A 19793-nucleotide genomic window follows, 5' to 3' on the forward strand; every position below is an offset into this window, starting at 1 on the left:
TTTTGATGAATAAAATCACACAGCTTTTCAATATAAAATATCCAATTATTCAAGGAGGAATGATTTGGAACAGCGGTTATAAGCTCGCTTCTGCAGTAAGTAATGCGGGAGGATTGGGCTTAATAGGAGCCGGATCGATGTATCCTGAAGTTTTAAGAGAACATATTCAAAAATGCAAAAAAGCTACCAATAAACCTTTTGGTGTCAATATTCCGATGTTGTATCCTAATATTGAAGAAATCATGAACATCGTGGTAGAAGAGGGCGTTACAATAGTTTTTACTTCAGCAGGAAATCCAAAAACCTGGACTTCATTTTTAAAAGAAAAAGGAATAACGGTTGTGCATGTTGTCAGCAGCAGTATTTTTGCGCTTAAAGCGCAGCAAGCGGGTGTTGATGCGGTAGTAGCTGAAGGTTTTGAAGCAGGAGGACACAACGGACGCGAAGAAACGACAACACTGACGCTGATTCCAATGGTTAAAGAAAAAATAAAAATACCGCTTATCGCCGCAGGAGGTATTGCCACAGGAAGAGGAATGCTAGCCGCAATGATTTTAGGAGCTGATGGAGTGCAGTTGGGAAGCCGTTTTGCTGCTTCTGTAGAATCATCGGCGCACAATAATTTTAAAGAGCTGATAGTTAATACTAAAGAAGGAGGCACGCAATTGACATTGAAAGAGTTAGCTCCCGTAAGATTGGTCAAAAATAAGTTTTTTGATGATGTGCAAGCTTTGTATGAAAAATGTCCTTCTAAGGAAGATCTTGTACAGCTTTTAGGCAGGGCTAGAGCCAAAAAAGGAATGTTTGAAGGTGACTTGGAGGAGGGAGAATTAGAAATAGGCCAGATTTCAGGATTGATTCACGAAATTCTGCCCGTAGACAAAATTATTCAAGAAATGATGTCTGACTTTGAAACTGCTCAGAAAGAAAAGACTTCATTTGAATTTTAATCGCTTTAACGAAATATGATTTATTTTATCCGCATACTATTTATATTGTTTTGTCTGAATTTCGGACATCAAAAAGCTCATTCGCAATCCTATCGTTTTAAAGCTTCAGGTTTTAGCGTTTTAGAAAAAAATGAAAGAGGAAAGTGGGGTGAATGGTCTAACTTAGATCTCGTGAACCTTTCTGTTGTTTTAGATACAGACAAACATAGAATAGTGGTTTACTCTCAGGAACTACAGCTTTTTAATATTCTAGATTATATCGAAAGAGAAGAAAATGATACAGATATCGTCTATTCTTTTATCTGTAAAGATAATGATGGAAGAGACTGTAAATTATCGATAATTACCCGAAAAAAACAGGATTATCGAAAACAGCTTTATATTAATTACAGCGATCATATTATTGTGTATAATATTTTTATGGTTTAAAAACTAAAGCAAATTCCAATAATAAAATTCCAATAATAAAATTCCAAATTCCAAAAACCAAATTCCAATAATAAAATTCCAAATTCCAAACTTTTTGGGTGCAGTCTAGCTTTTTGGAATTTGGAATTTTTTAGTTTAAATTTATCAGTCCCTATTTTCATAAAAAACAAATTCCAAACCTATCAAAGATTTGGAATTTGAATTTTATTATTGGAATTTTATTTTATTGATAGGAATTAATAAATTTTTATTGTGTCACAATTACCACAATTTTATTAAAATCGGCAGCTGCATTAATTACTGCCTTATATTGGTCAAAACTCGATAATGGATAATTGATGATATTGTAAAATTCTGTATTTTCAATTACCACTTCGTTTTTGTTCTGCTTGTAGTTGCTCGTAAAAGCTGCTTCGGTTTTACCGTTTAGGTCTGTTTTGAAGTCCATTACAAACTTGTCTAAATTTTTGATTGTTGCACCTTCAGGAAGCAAAATTTTGATTTTTCTAGTGTAGTAATGCGGATAATCAATTTCGATCGGAAGCATACGTTTGTTTTCCTGATAAAATTCCATTTGACGACCGATAGTCTGGCCTACAGAAAATAAATAATTGTTTCCGGCTTTCTGAATCATTTCTTTTCCATCAAAAGTCAGATTCATTATATATGGTTTTTTGCCGATAAACTCAGTACCATCATTTTCTGTAGAAAGTGTCTTATACTCGTTTTGAAGCGTGTAATTTTCAGAGATTGATTTCAGCATGGTTTTGTACTGTTCGGCCGAAACAAAATCTTTTAATGGCTGGAAATTCATTCCAGAATACCCTCCATAAGTCATTTTGCTGCTCACTAGCGGATTTTCGATATCTTTGGTAAAATCAACTGTGATATCCATATAATCGTGCGTGATTTCGGTTCCCGGAATCTCGATAAAATTGATTTCTCCGATACCCATTGAAACTCCTGCAAAAACTTTTTCTTTGATGAAAAGGCCGTTATTATTACCTAAGAAATTAGGGAAAAGCGGTAAACGGTATTCGATTTCTGTGGGCGTAATATATTTTTTAATGGCTGGAAAATAAAACAAAAACTCACTTAAATTTTCGTGGCTTTCAAAATCTTTATCAAAAGGAATTTTATAGCGACTTGAGGTAAATACAAGATTGTGTTCTATTTTAAAATATTTGAAAACAGCAATATACAGTTTAACAATATCTGGGCTATTGGCTTGTTTAGACGAAATTACTTCGCTTAAAGAAGCTTTAGAATCAATGTATTGATCGTAAATAATTGTTTTTTTGATCTTGTTTTCGATGTTCCAAATCTGTTCCTGAACATCTTTAGATTGCGGAATACTGCCGCAGAAAGAAGCCAGAGCTTTTTCTTGTTTTTTGTCTAATATTGGATTAACCAGCTCGTATGTGTTAGTGGCGTATTCCTTAAAATTGTTTAGATTTTTGGCGCCAGTAATTAAATTGGCATCTAGTTTATATCGGAAAAGTTTTAGCTTAACATCCCAGTTTGAGTAAGCTTCGTCATCTTTTAGGGCAGGAATGTCTTTTTCTACAATAGACAACACTTTTTTATGCTCCAATGTTTTGTCGTCTAAAACCGGCTCGCTCAAACCATTATAAGATTTGGTTTTAAAAATAAGATGCTCTGGAGCAATCAAGGCAAAATTGTACTCCACAATAGGATATTCGTCTTGCATTTTGATGGTATTTCCTTTTAAATTCGGAAGTTCTTCAAAAACATATAATTTTTCGATTACAGCACCTTTTTCAAGACCATTTACAGCAAAAAAGTTGTATTTAACTCCTTTTTCCTGATCTACTTCTTCTTTGATATCTTTTTTGTCAAGCGTAATTACTTTTCCGTTTTTCAGGATAACGCGAGCTCTAGTAACTAAGATGTTCGCCTGATCTCCGAACGGAATATAAATTTTATTGTTTCGCTCAATTGCATCATCAGAATTGATGTATTTTTTTTCGTGAATTAAACGATACTGTCCAGAGGTGTTTTTATCTACAACCAATTCAATTTTTACGGTTCGATTTAAGATAACTTCTTTCTCGTTTTCGTAATTCTTCGGAACATCTACTTTGGTTTCAGAAGACCATTCATAATTTTTGAAACTGTAGTCCTGCGCAAAAGACACCGAAGTGCAGAGCAAGATGACAAAGGTTAAGAGCGTTTTGAATAATTGTTTTTTCATTATTTTTCTTGTAAGATTATAGTTTCGTTATAGTTGGTCTTTAATTTTTTGATTGTTTCATTCCAAGGCTCAAAATCAGGCTTGTTGAGCAATAATTTTTTCTGAGATAAATCTACGTTTAAAGACAAAATATTGTTTTTGAGCTCATACGAAAATTTGGCATTCATATAATCATTATTAAGCTCAAAATTCTTTGGAAGATATTTTATAGAATATTTCTCGGGAATCTTTAAATTATATTGCGTCGAAAACTCAGTTAAATATTCATATTCAAATTGGGCAATTCTGTCTTTTTCCAAAGTAGCCTTTTCGAAAAATTTATCCAAAAACAAATTGACATAAATTTCTTTGTCCACATTTACAATGTAGCTGTCGAGTTCAAAATTATAATCTACCACATACGGAAGTTCTTTATCGGTGATGTTGGCTTCTTTAAAATCAACAAGGTTAAATTTGTTATTCCCTTTCAAAACCAATGACTTAATCATTTCCTGACGCGCTTTGTTTGATGCGTCGCCAATCTGCATCAAGATGTGGCTGCGGTTGTAGCCCGTTCTTTCCATTTTTGCAGACCCTAATAGCTTGGTTCCCGAAATGCTTAGATTCACATTTTCTTTGACCTTGTTTTCAGAGGCAGGAACAATCGGCACTGGATAAATTTTGTATTGGTCGTTTTCGCTGAATAACACTTCTTTTCCTTGAATAAAAGCAGTTGGAATTCCGTAACGTGTTTCTTTATCTGTGCCATCGAGAAACACATAATCGTTGTCTTTTTTTAATATAGCAATCATATGATTGTCAACAGCAGGTGTCGCAAGATCCTTGTACGTATACGGAATACTGCGCGTGCCAATCCAGGCAAGGGTTACGTTTTTTATACCAGCATATTGCGACATACAGGTAATAATGCTTGCCATGTCTTTACAGTCTCCGAATTTTCTATGAAAAACCAAACTAGCTTCGCGAGGTATAAATCCTTCATAACCATTCTCAAAAGCAATATATTTGATATTTTGTTTTACCCAGTAAAAAATGCTTTTTACCTTTTCTTCTTCTGTAGTTTTATCTTTTGTGAGTTCTAGGGCAAGTGCTTTTAACTCTGCATCTTCGGTTTTATTTAAATCTTTTACGAATTGCTTGTAATAATTAAAAAGTTCGGCAACATCTCCTAAAACCGGAACCGTTTTGTTATTGGCTTTATACTCCTTAATGTAAAAATCAATGTGAGGCACTTGGTACAAATATCCTGGAGCACCGGCTTCATATTTTATTGGCTTGCTTTCGGTCACGGCCCATCTGTAAACCCATTTTCCTTTTTTTTCTGTTTTAGAAAAAGCTATCGTATTGTTCGGATCGTTAAAAATCTTGTAATCGATCACTACATTTTTGTCTGTTTTTACTTCAAGGGCCGCATTTTGTATTGGCATATGACTGCCAAATATAAATTTATGAAGCAGGTGCGGATCTATAAATTGTGTCTGGTAATTGTACACTTTTACAGCTCCCGGCTCCATGCTCGGAAAAATTAGCTGACGTTCTTTTACGTCGTTGTAAAAGATAGAACTTTGCTGCGATTGTTTCTCTAGCGATTGTGTAACTTTTAGTTTTTTGTCTTTTCCGTTTTCATTCAGCAATGTGTATGCATCATAACTTTTAAGACGGATAAGGTCAGAGTAAGAAAACGATTCTTTATTGTTGATAATACCGTTTGGCGTCAGGATCATCGCTTCATAATGATTATCCTGAATAACTTTTAAGGCATTATTCTCAATAGTGATATCGTACGATTCTGAATTATCAAGTATGATTTCATTATAATCAGGATATAAGTTTTTTATATCCTGAAATGATTTTTGTGCCGAAACTGAAATTGAACTTAAAACAAAAAAAAGCAATAAAAGTGTTTGTTTACCTGATGACATCAACCAATTCATCTGAATCATATTTTCTAGTTTCTATAAGTTTTCCTGCATTGTAAATCAGTGAATCGCCATGGAGCTCATCATTCTTAAACGAAATGCTCGCCCATAATTGTCCATTTTCTTTGAAATATTCCTGTTTACCGTCGTATTCGTTATGGTTAAAATGTTCTTTTTTATAAATTTTTCCACTTGGGTAATATTCAATACGATCGCCGTGAAGAACATTGGCGGCATATGAGCTTTCAAAATCGGGCTTACCTTCAAGGTTATAGATTATAAATTTACCTTCCATGTTTCCTTTTTCCACTTTAAATTGGATTGCAGTTTTTCCGTTAGGATATAAAGAAGAAATCTGTGCCGTCTGGTTTTCAATCATAACCTTCTCTGTCAATTCTCCAGTTTTGTTTTTCTTGATGTAGAATTTAGCGACACCATTTTCATATCCTACAATCAGTACTGGTTCACCTTTCTGATTATAGAAAGTTGTACTTCCGTCTTTTACATCATTCACATAGTTGGTCTCAGAAAGTTTCGTATTGTTGTTGTAATAGCGAATAGTTTTTCCGTTTTCTACGCCAAATGTATATTCTAAACTCAATTTTAAGTTCCCTACGTAATCGTAGTATTTGTTCAATCCGTTTAATTTACCAGTGTAATAATTGTTTTCTGTAAGGATGGCTCCTGTTGGGCCGTATTTTTTGTGTGAATTATGAAGCAATCCATTGAAATATTCAGTTTCTGATATTTTAGTTTTAAACTTGTCAAATGTTATGATTTTACCGTCTAAAACACCATTTTTATAGCTGTAGTTTTTCGTATAAGCTCCTTTGTTGAAAGAAATTGGAAATTGTCCGTTTTTGTTTTTATAATCGATTTCGTTTTCTAATTTTTCTTCAGTGTTATAAGTTTTAGCAGAGGTTGAGTAGCCAGCAATGTAATAATCGATACGCGAAATTTTTCCATTTTGTGTATACGTAATTTTGTTGTTGTTTACTTCATTATCTACTATAACACCCTCTGTACTGATTTTTCCGTCAGAGTAAAAAGTAGTAAACGGACCATTTTGCTGCCCTTTATCGTAATGATAAATCTGGCTTATCTTGTTATCTGAATACACTTCGTAAAGTCCGTTCAGATCGCCATCAGTCAGATTATAAATGCTGGAAAGATTTCCGTTTTCCTCGTAGTTTTTAGAAATTCCGTTTGCTAGGCCATTTTTATAGAGTTCTTTAAGTCTTGTAGTTCCCGAAGGATATAAATAGTTCCATTCTCCTGTTTTTTTGCCTTTTTCGAAAGCTCCAGAAATTTTGAGAGACCCATCGTAGTTTTTTACTTCAAAACCTTTTTTAGACAAATTTACGTCAGTTCCTTTCGGAGCTGCAGACGTAAACTGAATTCCAGATTTTAATTCACCAGATTTGTATTTTTCTTCAAAATACTTATTTCCATTAACGTCAAAACAATAATAGGTTTCTATCTCTTCTTTCTCATTATACAAGGTCTCGTATATTTTTTTGCCATTTTCTGCATATTCAATTGAAGTCTTGATTTTACCGCCAACATAAGTGTTTTCCTTTTTTAAGGATTTATTCGGATAATACGATTTGTAAGAGCCGTCTATGTTTCCGTTTTTGTAAACCGCTTCTGCTTTTAGTGTTTTTCCGTCATAGTATTCGGTGTATGGGCCGTCAATATTATCGTGTACGCAGTTATAGGTCTCTGTAATGTCTCCTGCCTCATTGTAAACTGTATATTTTCCATTGAGTTTATTGGCAGTAAATTGTGCTTCTCTTTTTTTGTTTCCATTTTCGAACAAGCAGATCAGCGTTCCGTTTTTTTCTCCATTTGTAAAATTGGCTTCGCAGTTTTTACCGCCGTTTGGATAGTAAGAAGTGCTAATCCCGTCCAAGATGTCGTTCTTGTAATTCTCAACTATAGAAATATTTCCATTTTCATAGTAAGTTGTTCTTGTGCCGTTTAGTTTTCCGTCTGTAAAGAATTTTTCCTCAGTTAGCCTTCCTTTGTCATCAAAGTATTTCTGTTGTCCATCAAGTTTGCCATTCTTAAAGTTCAGGTCGCCAGCTAAATTTCCAAACGAATTTAGATATTTGCATCTTCCTTCAAATAATTTATTTACTTGTTTTCCAATTATATAAGGTCTTTCGTTGTCTATAGAAACAATTACTTCTTCTGTCTGGCCAAACAGGTCAAGTTTTCTTTTTCCAAATTCTGACCAGAAATCGGCCTGCAGGTAATCGCTAACAAAAGAGAGGATTTTCTTTTTTTGTTTGTTTAATTCTTTCGATAACTGTTCTTCCATAGAAAGAAGGCTGTAATACGAAAAAGCTTCAAGCTGGTTTTTTTCAACCATTTGTTTTACCCACGGAATATAAGTAGTCTCAAAAAAACCATCTCCCATTTTGTGTTCTACCGCATATTCTGCCACCGCCTGCATTTGGCGTGTGATTTTATCGTCGATGGTCGATTTGATTTTGTAGACTTTTTTAAGCGGTAACTGGTTTCTAAGAATGGTTTCTATTTCTTCAAAGTTGTCTCCCGATTTAGAGAAAACCAGTTTATTTTCTGCGATATACTCCTGACCGTAATTAGCATTTAGCTGCACAATTGCCTGATTGGCGTATTGTCCCGTAGGAGCAAGCACTAAATAGCTCATTAAGGCAAGAGTACCTTCTGTGATTTTACCGTTTTCGAATGCACAAATACCCAACAAATAATGAGATGAAGCGTGATTTGGATTGTTTGTAACAATATTTTTTAGAATGTTTACAGCTTTTTGGGTTTCGCCTTTACGAACGTAAAGCAAAGCCAGATTATATTGGAAAGAAGAAGAATTACTTAAATATTTGTTGCCTTCTGTAAAGATTTTCTCTGAAGCCTCATATTCTTTTTCGTTGCTTAAGAAAATTCCGTACACCTGATAAAGCTCTGGATTTTCGGCCATTTTGCCTTTGTTGTATAAATCTTCGAGAAACTTTTTAAGTTCGGCTTTTTTTTCTTGTGCGCTCAGCGACAAGGCTATTTCGTACTGTGCAGTTAGATATTTGGGATCTATTGTGCTGATTTTTTGGTATTCTTTAATCGCTTCGTCGTATTTTTTATTGTTGTGAAGCGTAATACCTTTTTTGATGATTGAATCGTTATTGTAAACGAAAGCATAATCAGTTTGTGAGTAGTTTTTTGAAAATGAAACTAAAAAAAACACAAGTAAAATTTTTTTCATTGCACAGATTTAGGTTTTTTCAAATATAGAAATTTATACGAAATCTATGCCTGCTATAGGTATTTCTTTATTAATTTTTTTGTATATTATAAGATACCTTGCAAAATTATCATTATTCTGTAGGTTTTATTGTATTATTATTGTTGTGGTTTTTATGTAATTAATTGCTAATCAAATAACTGCGTAGTTGAGGTAAATTTTAACCAGTTTATTCAATGTCTTTTATGAATTCGTCATATTCTAAATAAAATATCTCAAGAGCATTCATTTTTTCAAAAAAGAAATCAAAAATAGCATCCCAGTTATTCCTGTTGCTAAAGCCAACACCTAATTTTTCGACCCAAATTCGACTGATTGTCTTGCCGCTTTCGAGTGTAAAATTTTTCTCAAAAACTAAGTCTTTTATATATTCTTCCTCAAGAATATTTCGCAGCGATTCGAGTTTTTCAAAATAGGCCATTCTTTTTTCTTCGCTTCTGTGTTCAATATCAATCAAAACCTGAGCTTTTTTATTGTCTACAAAAAACTTAAAAGAAAAATCTTTTATTTTGGTATCATAAAGAACCCATTTGCGTGGATATTTTTCGGCAAATGATACCCAAAATTCTCTTTTTATTCTTTGCGATTCTTCTCTGCTGTACATTTTTATGGTTTTAATTTTAGAAAATTTGCGACACCGCGATTTCTAAAGTATATTTATATTTTATTTGAAAGTACAAAAATAAACTTTGATTATGAATTTTCAAGCCTTTTTAAAGTATGTTCCTAATATAATTGAGACAGCATTGCCGGCCGTTGAGTCTCATCTTAAAATGGCGCCAAAGGAACGTATTGAATCCTTGAGAAATCTTGTTGTTGAAGACCTGAATGCGAGAAAGGCGGCTGTAATGATGCTTTTTTATCCTAAAAACGGAGAAACAAATCTAGTACTTATTGTTAGAAATACTTATAAAGGAATACATTCTGCGCAGATTGCTTTTCCGGGCGGTAAATATGAGGAAGACGATTTTAATTTTGAAGCGACGGCACTGCGCGAAACTCATGAAGAAATTGGAGTTGCTCCCGAACTTATACAAATTGTAAAGCCTTTTACGCCGATGTATATTCCGCCAAGTAATTTTTTGGTGCATCCTTTTTTAGGAATTGCAGAAAACGAACTTACTTTTTTTCCCGATTTGCGCGAAGTGGCCAATATTATAGAACTGCCTCTGAATGTTTTTCTGGATGATGAAATTATGATAGAAACCGAATTGTCAACCTCTTATGCTTCTGGTGTTTTAGTTCCGGCTTTTAGTATCCAGAATCATATAGTGTGGGGCGCAACGGCAATGATTTTAAGCGAACTGCGTGATGTTCTGCAACTCGCTTTCGCGGAAAATAAGCAAAACTTGAAAAATTAACAATTTGATATTCTTTTGAATAGCAGTAAATTGGAGGAAAATGTTAAGAAAGATTCCTTAAAGAATAATTTTTGTATGTTTGCGAACCTAACAAAAAATAAGACAAAATAGTTATGGGATTGTTTAAACGAAATCCTTTTGGACATATATTATTCATCAAGAAATGGTTGATCAGAATTCTGGGAGCCATGACCCATAGAAGATACAGGGGTTTTAACGAATTGCAGATCGAAGGTTCTGAGATCATTAAAACGTTGCCGGATACCAATGTCTTGTTTATATCCAACCATCAGACTTATTTTGCTGATGTTGTAGCAATGTTTCACGTGTTTAACGCAAGTTTATCAGGACGTCAGGATACTATTAAGAATATCGGTTATCTTTGGCAACCTAAGATGAACATTTATTACGTTGCGGCAAAAGAGACAATGCAAGCTGGATTGTTGCCTCGAATTTTAGCTTATGTAGGAGCCATTACGGTAGAGCGTACCTGGCGTGCAAAAGGTGTCGATGTAACCGAAAAACGCGAGATAAATCCAAACGACACAGAAAATATCAAAATCGCCCTGGCAGATGGCTGGGTAATCACTTTTCCGCAAGGAACTACAAAATCTTTTAAGCCTGTCCGCAAAGGAACAGCGCATATTATCAAGCAGCATAGACCAATCGTAATTCCGATTGTTATTGACGGTTTCCGTCGTTCTTTTGATAAAAAGGGACTTCGAATGAAAAAGAAAAACATCCTACAGTCTTTTATTATCAAAGAGCCTCTTGATATCGATTATGAAAATGATACTATTGAGCAGATTGTAGAAAAAGTAGAATACGCAATCGAGCAGCATCCTTCATTCTTAAAAGTAATTCCCGCAGAAGAAATCAAAGCGCAGGAAGAACTTAACCAAATGAGAAAGTGGGATTATTAAGGTTTTTTATTATTTTGTTTCAGGTTTTAGGTTTCAAGTTTCAAGTTTCAGGTTTGATGAGAAAACTTTGAAACTTTGTACCTCTGAAACTTTGCAACTTAAAAATCAATTTTCTTAAGTTCTTTATAATTAGCATACAACCTTCTCAAAAGTGTTCCGTAAATCAATCTGTAGAAACACCAGAACAAACCGAAGAACCCAGCAATTACCAAAATAAGAATTCCGAAAGTAAGAAACATTGCCGTGCCATTGGCGGCTAATCGTTCTCTTAAAAACTCCATATCAGGGTTGTATAGAAAAACGATAAAGAAACTTAAGATAGAAGTAATCACAATCATTCCGAGATTATACCAAACATAATATTGTACTGTTTTTCTGGTTCTTAAAATAGAACTCATGAGAGATTTGGTGGCAATTGTGGTCGAAATTGTTTTGTAGTTTTTATAAAACAAGACTACAAAAACAAATGCGACTATATAATTAAAGTACGTTAAAAATTCAAGAATTGTAACAATTTCAGGGTGATTCGCTTTTTGTAAAACTTCATCAGTATTGATGAAAAGATTAGAAAAAGTCGACAATGAAATCTCCAAAATGCTGATGATCAAAATCCATTTTACAATAGAAGATGATTTTTTATGAATCATTTTGTAGATTTCCTTCTCAGAAATTTGCTCAAAAGAATCCGAGTTCTTTTTCCAGTCTTTTTTTAATAAATCCAGTTCTTTCATAAATATTTTTTAGGGATTTAGTATTTTTTTAAGTTTCCCTTTAATTCTGTTCATTTTTACCCTTGCATTCACTTCGCTAATTCCCAGAGTCTCTGCAATTTCCTGATAATCCTTGTCTTCCAAGTACATAAAAACCAAAGCTTTTTCGATGTCATTTAGTTGATAAACAGCTTTGTACATTAGTTTAATCTGTTCCTCTTCTTCGTAATTGTAATCTACATCTTTTACAAAATGCTGGTGATTTTCATAATCTACGGTAGAAATGGTCCTTTTGGTTTTTCGGTATAGTGTAATTGCGGTATTTAAGGCGACGCGGTATGTCCAAGTCGAAAATTTGCTATCGCCCCTAAATTTTGGATAAGCTTTCCATAACTGAATGGTAATTTCCTGAAACAAATCTTTGTGAGCATCTTCGCCGGCAGTATACAACCTACAAATTTTGTGGATTATATTCTGATTAGCCTGTAATTGCGCAACAAATGACTGTTCTAGATTTTCGCTCATATAGGGATTAGTATCTGTAATATGGGTTTTGTTACATATCAAAAATAAAAAAAAAATATTTTTTTGACTTTATCCGTTTTCTGATTTTTTTTCTTTTTCTTCCCAACCTTTTGTCCGTAAAGTTCCTCTATAAATAAAAACACAGTTTATGAAAAAGCTACTACTATTTCTTTTTACATCTGCGATTGGTTTTTCTCAATCTATTTATAAGGGTAATGTGAACGAAAATGGTTTTCCGATTCCAGGTGCAACTATCTGTGTACTGAATACGCAACGCTGTACGACATCAGATTTTGACGGAAATTATTCCATCGAAGTGAGAAAAGGAGAGCAGCTCCAGATTTCTTTTGTGGGCATGAAAACGAAAATCATCAAAATCAGCAATCAGACTTTTCAGGAAGACGAGCTGGCTGTAAAAGAGCTAATAAGCAACGATTATATCAAAAAACTTGAAAAAACTGCCGATTCGGCCAAAGTTTCTAAACCATCTGGGCATTTTAATTTTAATCTCAATTCTTATTTTCAAAATGAAAACATCTCCCGAATCAACAGAAAGAATGATGGACTTTATGAGCTGAAGGATAAATACGATTACGATAGATTATCATTTGAAATTTATCATGAATATTCGGTTTCTGTTCCTATGCGTCTTCCAAAATATCAGTCATTATATGCACAAGGGCGCAGCATAAACGGAGATTTGGCTTATCAATCGCCTGAAACTAATGAGATTTTCAGTTGGGGACCAAATGTCAATTCCTTGCAGTATTCTTCAAATAGTTCAGCATATTATCCTCAGGGAAACATAGAGAACAGATCTTCTTTAAGCTCAGCTCCATTACAGCTTTATAATCCAAATCGTTTTTTTAGAAATTCTCAAGATAACAAAATCGCTTTTACGGGACAGATTGAAAACAGAAAAGGAAATTATCTGAAGTTAAACTTTTCATACAAAACAGGAAACATTACGATTCCAAATACGAGAAACAATGAAAGCACAACTTCTTTAAAGTATTTTAGAACAGTTTCTAACAACAGTAAAATTGAAACTTTGTTGACTTACAATGATTTTGAAAACAATTTCTCAAACGCAAATTTTGGGATAAACAAGGTTGTTTTTTCAAATGCCGTGACGCCAATACATTTTGATAATAAACTATCAGTTCTAAGCAATGGGGTACAGCGCAGTTATTCGGATTTTGAAAATAATCCGTACTATCTTACGCAGTATAATCTCGATAAGAATAAAAGTCGAACTATTTCTTTCAATTTCAATCATAAATTCAATAAAGGCAGAGTTTCTAATATTGCCAATACCGGTTTTCAGTCTTCGAATGTTGAAAATGAAAACGGACAGCCGTTTTATACTGCTGTAATTACTGAGCCCAATTTCAATCAGAGAATAGAAAAATTTAGAAACTTCTTGGTTTCAGATGTTTTTAAATACGAGTTTGCTTATTCAAAATATATCGAATCTAAACTTGATTTACGGTATCAAAACAGAGATTTAGAAAGAAATTTTTTCAGCGGATATAATTCGCTAGAGAATTTTCCAAAAAATGCTCTGGCACAAACTCATTTCGATATTTCGCAACATAGATTTGAGGCTTTTTTTAATGTAAATGGCTCATTTCTTATCGAAAATGCGCCTTTTTATAATAACGAAATGATTGTGAGAGCCAGCACAGATTTGAATTATTCTTCGACCGTAAAAAATGGGTTTATGCCCAGTTACTTTGTTTCGGCAGAATTAAGAAGACTTTTTAACGAAGATTTTACGTTTACCATCACCAATCGTTATACCAAAACAGAGCCGTCGCTGCAAAACAACAATCTTAATTTTAACTCGCTGCAATATCGTTTGGATCAGTTTAATCAGCTTCAGAATAATCTTGAACTCATTACGCAGAAAGATGCCCTTACAATAAATGAAAACAGCATCAATTTTGACCTGAATTACCGAATCAGCAGCAGCTGGAATTTGTATTTGAACTACAATTTCAAAAAAGTCGAAAATCTTTATGTGCCTCTTTATGCTGCAAATGCTGTCAGCTGGTCTCCAAATGTAGATTATAAACAAAGAGGAGTAGAATTCATTATAGAAAATCTGTCGTATTATAATAGGAATTTCAGATACAATTTTAATCTTAATTTCACTTATTACAGAAACGAGGTAACGGCAATTCATAATAACCAGAGCAGGATTTCTTTTGCGGGTTTTGCTGATGTAAATAAAAATTATATCGTCGGACAGCCTCTGGGAGTAATTGTCGGAAACAGTTATGGGAGAGACGCTAATCAAAATATTATTATTGATGCGGAGGGTTTTCCTGTAAAGAATCTAGAACCTAAAATTTTAGGAAATCCAAATCCTGATTTTGTGGTTGGCTTTTCCAATACGTTCCAATACAGACATTTTTCGCTATATCTCGGCTTTGACTGGAGCGAAGGCGGCAAAGTTTGGAATGGAACCCAGCAGACTTTAAATTATTACGGAAAATCGGAACTGACAGGCGAACAACGAAACACCACCAATTACATTTTTGAAGGCATCACACAATCGGGAGCTGTAAATACCAAGGCAGTTTCGTTTTATGATGTCAATCAGCCCGTTAATCAAAACCTATGGACCCGATACGGTATAGGAGGAGTAGACGAAGATGCTATTGAAGATGCGACTTATTTCAGACTCAATTCGTTAAAGTTATCCTATAAAAGCGGTTACAATCGCACAGACAAAAAATCGGAGTTTATAATTTCATTTTTTGTAAACAATGTTTTTGTTGTAGCCAAAAGCAAAACGGCCTTTGGTCTAAATGCTATGTTTAATTCAATAGAAACCAACGGACTGGATTATTTTAACGCTCCAATGATGCGAAGCTTTGGTTCTTCTTTAACATTTAAATTTTAAGATGATGAAAAAAATATACTTTCTGTTTTTACTGGCTTTTCAAGTTTTATTCTCTCAAAATGCTGAATCAGATTGGAATGCGGTTTATAAAAAATCAATCACAGAAAAAGTTTATTTGCAGCTTAACAATGTGTTGTATGTACCCGGAGACATTGTTTATTTTAGAGCTTTTGTGACGGAAAGCGATAACAGCCCGAGCTCGTTAAGTGAATATGTGTATGTAGATATAGTGGATAGTAGCGATAAAAAAATAGCAAGCCAGATGTATGCTATAGAAAATGGAGCTGTTTCTGGATCGTATTTTATTCCAGAAGATAAAGCTTCGGGACTTTACAAAATAATTGCTTATACGAAAATGCAGGCAAATTTGTCTGATGCAGTTTTTCAGAAAACATTTTTTGTTCAGAAAGTAGTTGCACCGAGAATCTTGATGACTTTAGATTTTAAGAAAAAAGCTTACGGCAGCGGAGAAATCTGTGAAGCCGATTTTGAACTTAAAAATCTCGAAAGCCAGCCCATTAAAAATTATAATTTTAAATATGATGTTTTTCTTGAAGGAAAAAAAATCGACTCGGCAGTAGGCGGAAAAACAGACGATTTAGGAAAAGCAGTAATCCGTTTTAAGCTTCCAGAAGATTTAAAATCAAACGACGGAATTCTGAATGTCATGCTGGATTATGATAATTTTAAAGAATCGGTAACACGTTCTATTCCGATTAATCTGAATTTTATCGACCTGCAATTTTTGCCGGAAAGTGGTTATTTGGTAGAAAACGAAACTTCTTCCTTGTTTTATATTGCTAAGAATGAATTTGGGCTTCCTATGGATGTCGCTGGATTTATTGAAGATGAAGACGGAAACAGAATAGCAGATTTTAAGAGCGACCACGACGGAATGGGAAATGCATTTCTAAAAACTGCTCCAGATAAAAAATATTTTGCTGTCGTAACCTCGCCTTTTCTGTCAAAGGAAAAAATAGCTTTGCCAGAGGCTCAAAAAAATGTTTTCGCCATTAATGCAAAAAAGCAAACCGAAAGCGTTTCGCTGAATGTCTATGCTCCGTTTGCAACAGATGCAAAAGTTTTGGTTCGCAATACAGCTAAAATTCATAAAACGAATAAGGTGAGTTTAAAACAGGGTTGGAATTCTGTTGAAATTAAAACAAAAGACCTTCCAGTCGGAATTCAGTCTTTTTCGCTGTTGGTTGCAGATAAAATTGTGGCAGAAAGACTTGTTTTTTTAAATTATCAGGATGGACTTAAGATTGAAATTAAAACAGACAAACAAAATTATCTGCCAAGAGAAAAAGTACAGGTTTCTATTTTTACAAAAGATAAAAATAATAATCCGATAGCATCTAGTCTTTCTGTGTCTGTGGTAGATGCGAAGCTTATCACTTATATAGATGACAAACAAGATAATATTTTATCGTGGCTGTTATTGGGGGCTGAATTGAAAGGCACTATACATGAGCCAAGATATTATTTTGATGAAAATAAGAAACAAGAAGACAGAGAAAAGGCGATAGATTTGCTTTTGAATACACATGGCTGGAGAAAATACAATCAGGATAATCTTCAAAATCTCTTTGGATTGGCCCAAAAAATACGACCAGAAAAAATCAATTCGATTCAAGGTTTTGTCTTAAATCATAAAGGGAAACCGGTTTCCGTAAAAGTGCTTCTTTTTACAGATCAAGAAAAAGTATATGAGACCAAAAGCAATTCAAGCGGTTACTTTGAATTTAGAAAAGTCAATTTTTTAAGTTTAGCCATGCTGGCGGCAGAAGGAAAAAACAACCGAAACTATAGTATCAAAAATTCCATCACCAACCAAGAAGAGTTTGCAGTGATGCGAGATACGCTTTCAAATTTTTCTTCGCCAAATATTGAATATCCGTACATTGAACAAAAAGAGAGCAAAAAAGAAAAAGGCAATATAAAAGGGAACTCCGTCTCTTTGGATTCTGATAATAATTCGCTTCAAGATGTTCTGGTCGTTGCGGGTTACGGCTCTGTAAAAAGGAGTTCGCTTACGGGAGCAATTGTTCGTGTGTCTGGACAGGAAATTTCAAACAGCCTTAGTGGCAGGGCGGCCGGAATTCAGATTTCACCATCATCGGGACAGGTCGCAGGAACGGATAAAATCGTGATTAGAGGTTTGAGTTCTATTTACGGCAGCAGGTCTGGAGGACAACCTTTAGTCGTTATTGACGGAATTCCGTATGCAGACAATGAAAATGCTTCTGTTTTTGGAAGTTTGCCCACCGATATGATACAATCGATAACTATCTTAAAAGATGCAAATGCGACTTCTATTTATGGTTCTGCAGCTGTAAATGGCGTGATTGTAGTTACCACAAAAAACAATTACTATTTAAGAAAAATTCTGTTAGGTAAAAATTACCGTTATGTATTTCAGTATATCAATAAAACGAATGGAAGAAAACTAAATGAAGCAGACGATTTTTATGTTCCTAACTACAAAACTGTAATTGCCGAGGAAAAAACCGATTTTAGAAGCTGTCTTTATTGGAACGCTGTAATTCAGACCAATAACAACGGTAAAGCAACTTTTGAGTTTTACAATTCTGATGAAAATACTTCCTTTAAAATTTTGGCTGAGGGAACTTCCTATAAAGGGGATCTTGGTAAAGCAGAAGCTGTTTATGTAGTAAAAGACATCATTCAGACCGATGTAAAAGTGCCTGTTTACGTTTCGCAAGAAGACATCGTAATGATACCGCTTTGGCTTAAAAACAATTCTGATGAAAATGTAAAATTAGAGAACAGCGCTTTATTTAACGATGAGAAAATCGATTTTCAAAATTCGATTGAGCTGAAGGAAAATGAATCAAGAACGGTTTTTATACCGCTTTCTACTGATAAAATTGGAAAAAATCAGCCTTTAGAAATTACAATTAGCGGAGAAAATTATCGAGCCAAAATAAAAAAGGTTATAGATGTCTATCCTAAAGGTTTTCCAAAGAATATTGACATCTCAGGTTCAAAATCCCAAACTGTAGATTTTTTGGTTACCGATCCTTTAGTAACTAGTATTGAGGGAAGCTTTAAATTATTCTATAATCCGTTTTCTTTCATTTTTGATGGTCTAGAAAGCATGATTCGTGAGCCTTATGGCTGTTTTGAGCAGGTTTCATCTTCCAATTATCCAAATATTATGGTCATGCAGTTGTCAAAGCTCAAAAATGTTTCGCCAGAGTTTAAGGCAAAAGCAATGAAGTTTTTGGAGAACGGTTATAAAAAACTAAAGAATTACGAGTCCAGAGGCGGAGGTTTTGAATGGTATGGTGGAAATCCCGGAAATGAAGCTCTTACAGCCTATGGCTTAATGCAGTTTTATGAGATGAAAGAGTTTGTTAATGTAGATCAGGAAATGATAAATCGCACTTTAGAGTGGATGAATTCAAGAAAAGATGAAAAAGGAGGATTTAAAATGAATCATGCGAAATATGGTTTTTCTGGAGTAAAATATGAAGTCAATAACGCGTATATCGTTTATGTGTTATCTGAAATTGGTGGTATTGATTTAGAAAAACAATATCAGGCCGCTTTGCGAGAAGCCTTAAAAAGTAATGATTTGTACCGTTTAACTTTGACAGCTCTTGCTTCTTTTAATCTTAAAAAAATCGATCAGTATAAAAAATTGATGGCTTTGATAAAAGTAGAAGTCAGCAAGAAAGGCATAATAGATTTAGAAGCAGAACAATCTGTAGTCTACAGCCGCGGAAAATCGATGAATATTGAAATAGCCGCACTATACGGACTTGCAATTTTAAAAGAAAAAGAGATTACCAAAGAATTTTCAGAAATTCTAGATTATCTGCAGACCAATAAAAGCAGCTACGGATTTGGCTCTACACAGGCAACGGCACTGACTCTGAAACTAATCGCTGAATTTACCAAAATCAATGTAAATACTAAAGTTGATGAAAAAGCAACACTGTATCTGAACAACGAACTGATCGATTTAACGCAGAAAGACCTAAATGGGAATGTAATGCTAAAGAATCTCAAAGTTAGCCCGGGAAAAAACAATTTTTCGTTTCAATCAGCCTCAGAAAGTGTTCCTTATTTGTTTGCTGTGCAGTATCAGACTTTTACGCCAGATAATTCAAAAAAATGCAGTTTGATTTTAAAAACAAAAACAAGGTCTGATAAAATCAAAATGAGTGAAACAGCTCGTGTTGAAATCGAGGTAGAAAATACAGAAAATAACGAGGTTTCAAATCCGATTGTGAGAATCGGGATTCCAGGAGGTTTGACTCCGGAACCTTGGCAACTTAAAGAATTGGTTGAAAAAAATGCCGCAGATTATTATGAGATTTTTGGCAATGAATTGGTGTTGTATTTCAGAAAACTCAATGCAAACGAAAAGCGAAAAATAAACATAGATTTTAAAGCCATTGTTCCTGGTAAATACAAAGGAATTGCTTCTTCTGCTTATTTGTATTATGAAAGAGAGCGCAAAAATTGGGATTCCGGAATAGAAGTAGAGGTGATTCCGTAAAAAAACTGCCTGATGGATTTCTGCAATCTGTCAGGC

General features: G+C 34.1%; 12 protein-coding genes. 6 read left to right on the forward strand and 6 right to left on the reverse strand.

The genetic code is table 11. From position 1 onward, the window contains the following. Positions 1-5: 5 nt before the first annotated feature. Both E0W73_RS00100 and E0W73_RS00105 read left to right on the forward strand, forming a co-directional pair. A complete protein-coding gene (locus tag E0W73_RS00100) occupies positions 6-950 on the forward strand; it encodes an NAD(P)H-dependent flavin oxidoreductase (protein ID WP_135220054.1) in 945 nt (314 codons plus the stop codon). A gap of 15 nt (positions 951-965) precedes the next feature. Beyond that, positions 966-1379, forward strand: coding sequence for a hypothetical protein (locus E0W73_RS00105; RefSeq protein WP_135220055.1), 414 nt, complete (start codon positions 966-968; stop codon positions 1377-1379). A gap of 247 nt (positions 1380-1626) precedes the next feature. Here the strand turns inward: E0W73_RS00105 and E0W73_RS00110 are convergent, their stop codons facing one another. The 4 genes from E0W73_RS00110 to E0W73_RS00125 all read right to left on the reverse strand — a co-directional run bounded on the left by E0W73_RS00110 (position 1627) and on the right by E0W73_RS00125 (position 9400). Then, positions 1627-3594 (reverse strand): DUF3857 domain-containing protein, encoded by a 1968-nt coding sequence (locus E0W73_RS00110; protein WP_135220056.1) that lies wholly within the window; start codon positions 3592-3594, stop codon positions 1627-1629. Then, positions 3594-5516 (reverse strand): DUF3857 domain-containing protein, encoded by a 1923-nt coding sequence (locus E0W73_RS00115; protein WP_162847639.1) that lies wholly within the window; start codon positions 5514-5516, stop codon positions 3594-3596. Before E0W73_RS00115 ends, E0W73_RS00110 begins: the two co-directional genes overlap by 1 nt. After that, positions 5503-8757 (reverse strand): toxin-antitoxin system YwqK family antitoxin, encoded by a 3255-nt coding sequence (locus E0W73_RS00120; RefSeq protein ID WP_135220058.1) that lies wholly within the window; start codon positions 8755-8757, stop codon positions 5503-5505. The genes E0W73_RS00115 and E0W73_RS00120 overlap by 14 nt, the downstream gene beginning before the upstream one ends. Positions 8758-8965: 208 nt before the next feature. Then, the gene (locus tag E0W73_RS00125) at positions 8966-9400 is read right to left on the reverse strand and encodes a DUF4268 domain-containing protein (RefSeq protein ID WP_135220059.1); all 435 of its coding nucleotides are present in this window, start codon (positions 9398-9400) and stop codon (positions 8966-8968) included. A gap of 91 nt (positions 9401-9491) precedes the next feature. On the opposite strand from E0W73_RS00125, the gene E0W73_RS00130 reads away from it, so the two are divergent. Both E0W73_RS00130 and E0W73_RS00135 read left to right on the forward strand, forming a co-directional pair. Then, positions 9492-10157 carry an NUDIX hydrolase gene (locus tag E0W73_RS00130; RefSeq protein ID WP_135220060.1) on the forward strand — a complete coding sequence of 222 codons (666 nt, stop codon included), beginning with the start codon at positions 9492-9494 and terminating at the stop codon, positions 10155-10157. A gap of 113 nt (positions 10158-10270) precedes the next feature. After that, a complete protein-coding gene (locus E0W73_RS00135; protein WP_135220061.1) occupies positions 10271-11080 on the forward strand; it encodes a lysophospholipid acyltransferase family protein in 810 nt (269 codons plus the stop codon). A gap of 98 nt (positions 11081-11178) precedes the next feature. Here E0W73_RS00135 and E0W73_RS00140 read toward each other — a convergent pair whose 3' ends face one another. Next, positions 11179-11811 (reverse strand): hypothetical protein, encoded by a 633-nt coding sequence (locus tag E0W73_RS00140; protein ID WP_135220062.1) that lies wholly within the window; start codon positions 11809-11811, stop codon positions 11179-11181. A gap of 9 nt (positions 11812-11820) precedes the next feature. Continuing rightward, on the reverse strand, positions 11821-12315 hold the full coding sequence (locus E0W73_RS00145) for an RNA polymerase sigma factor (RefSeq protein WP_008462500.1): 495 nt from the start codon (positions 12313-12315) through the stop codon (positions 11821-11823). Positions 12316-12463: 148 nt separating this feature from the next. Between E0W73_RS00145 and E0W73_RS00150 the strand changes: the two genes are divergently transcribed. Together E0W73_RS00150 and E0W73_RS00155 are read left to right on the forward strand one after the other, a co-directional pair. Then, positions 12464-15226 (forward strand): carboxypeptidase-like regulatory domain-containing protein, encoded by a 2763-nt coding sequence (locus tag E0W73_RS00150; RefSeq protein ID WP_135220063.1) that lies wholly within the window; start codon positions 12464-12466, stop codon positions 15224-15226. A 1-nt stretch (position 15227) separates the two neighbouring features. Beyond that, positions 15228-19757 (forward strand): TonB-dependent receptor plug domain-containing protein, encoded by a 4530-nt coding sequence (locus E0W73_RS00155; RefSeq protein WP_135220064.1) that lies wholly within the window; start codon positions 15228-15230, stop codon positions 19755-19757. Positions 19758-19793: the final 36 nt, after the last annotated feature.

Origin of the sequence: Flavobacterium foetidum (genome assembly GCF_004634245.1) — a bacterium.
GTDB lineage: Bacteria > Bacteroidota > Bacteroidia > Flavobacteriales > Flavobacteriaceae > Flavobacterium > Flavobacterium foetidum.

Bases quoted from the DNA above. Each gene is read 5' to 3' on its own strand.
- E0W73_RS00150 (WP_135220063.1), top strand. From the start codon at position 12,464: ATGAAAAAGCTACTACTATTTCTTTTTACATCTGCGATTGGTTTTTCT.
- E0W73_RS00120 (WP_135220058.1), bottom strand. From the start codon at position 8,757: ATGAAAAAAATTTTACTTGTGTTTTTTTTAGTTTCATTTTCAAAAAAC.
- E0W73_RS00105 (WP_135220055.1), top strand. From the start codon at position 966: ATGATTTATTTTATCCGCATACTATTTATATTGTTTTGTCTGAATTTC.
- E0W73_RS00135 (WP_135220061.1), top strand. From the start codon at position 10,271: ATGGGATTGTTTAAACGAAATCCTTTTGGACATATATTATTCATCAAG.
- E0W73_RS00140 (WP_135220062.1), bottom strand. From the start codon at position 11,811: ATGAAAGAACTGGATTTATTAAAAAAAGACTGGAAAAAGAACTCGGAT.
- E0W73_RS00145 (WP_008462500.1), bottom strand. From the start codon at position 12,315: ATGAGCGAAAATCTAGAACAGTCATTTGTTGCGCAATTACAGGCTAAT.
- E0W73_RS00125 (WP_135220059.1), bottom strand. From the start codon at position 9,400: ATGTACAGCAGAGAAGAATCGCAAAGAATAAAAAGAGAATTTTGGGTA.
- E0W73_RS00130 (WP_135220060.1), top strand. From the start codon at position 9,492: ATGAATTTTCAAGCCTTTTTAAAGTATGTTCCTAATATAATTGAGACA.
- E0W73_RS00115 (WP_162847639.1), bottom strand. From the start codon at position 5,516: ATGTCATCAGGTAAACAAACACTTTTATTGCTTTTTTTTGTTTTAAGT.
- E0W73_RS00100 (WP_135220054.1), top strand. From the start codon at position 6: ATGAATAAAATCACACAGCTTTTCAATATAAAATATCCAATTATTCAA.
- E0W73_RS00155 (WP_135220064.1), top strand. From the start codon at position 15,228: ATGATGAAAAAAATATACTTTCTGTTTTTACTGGCTTTTCAAGTTTTA.
- E0W73_RS00110 (WP_135220056.1), bottom strand. From the start codon at position 3,594: ATGAAAAAACAATTATTCAAAACGCTCTTAACCTTTGTCATCTTGCTC.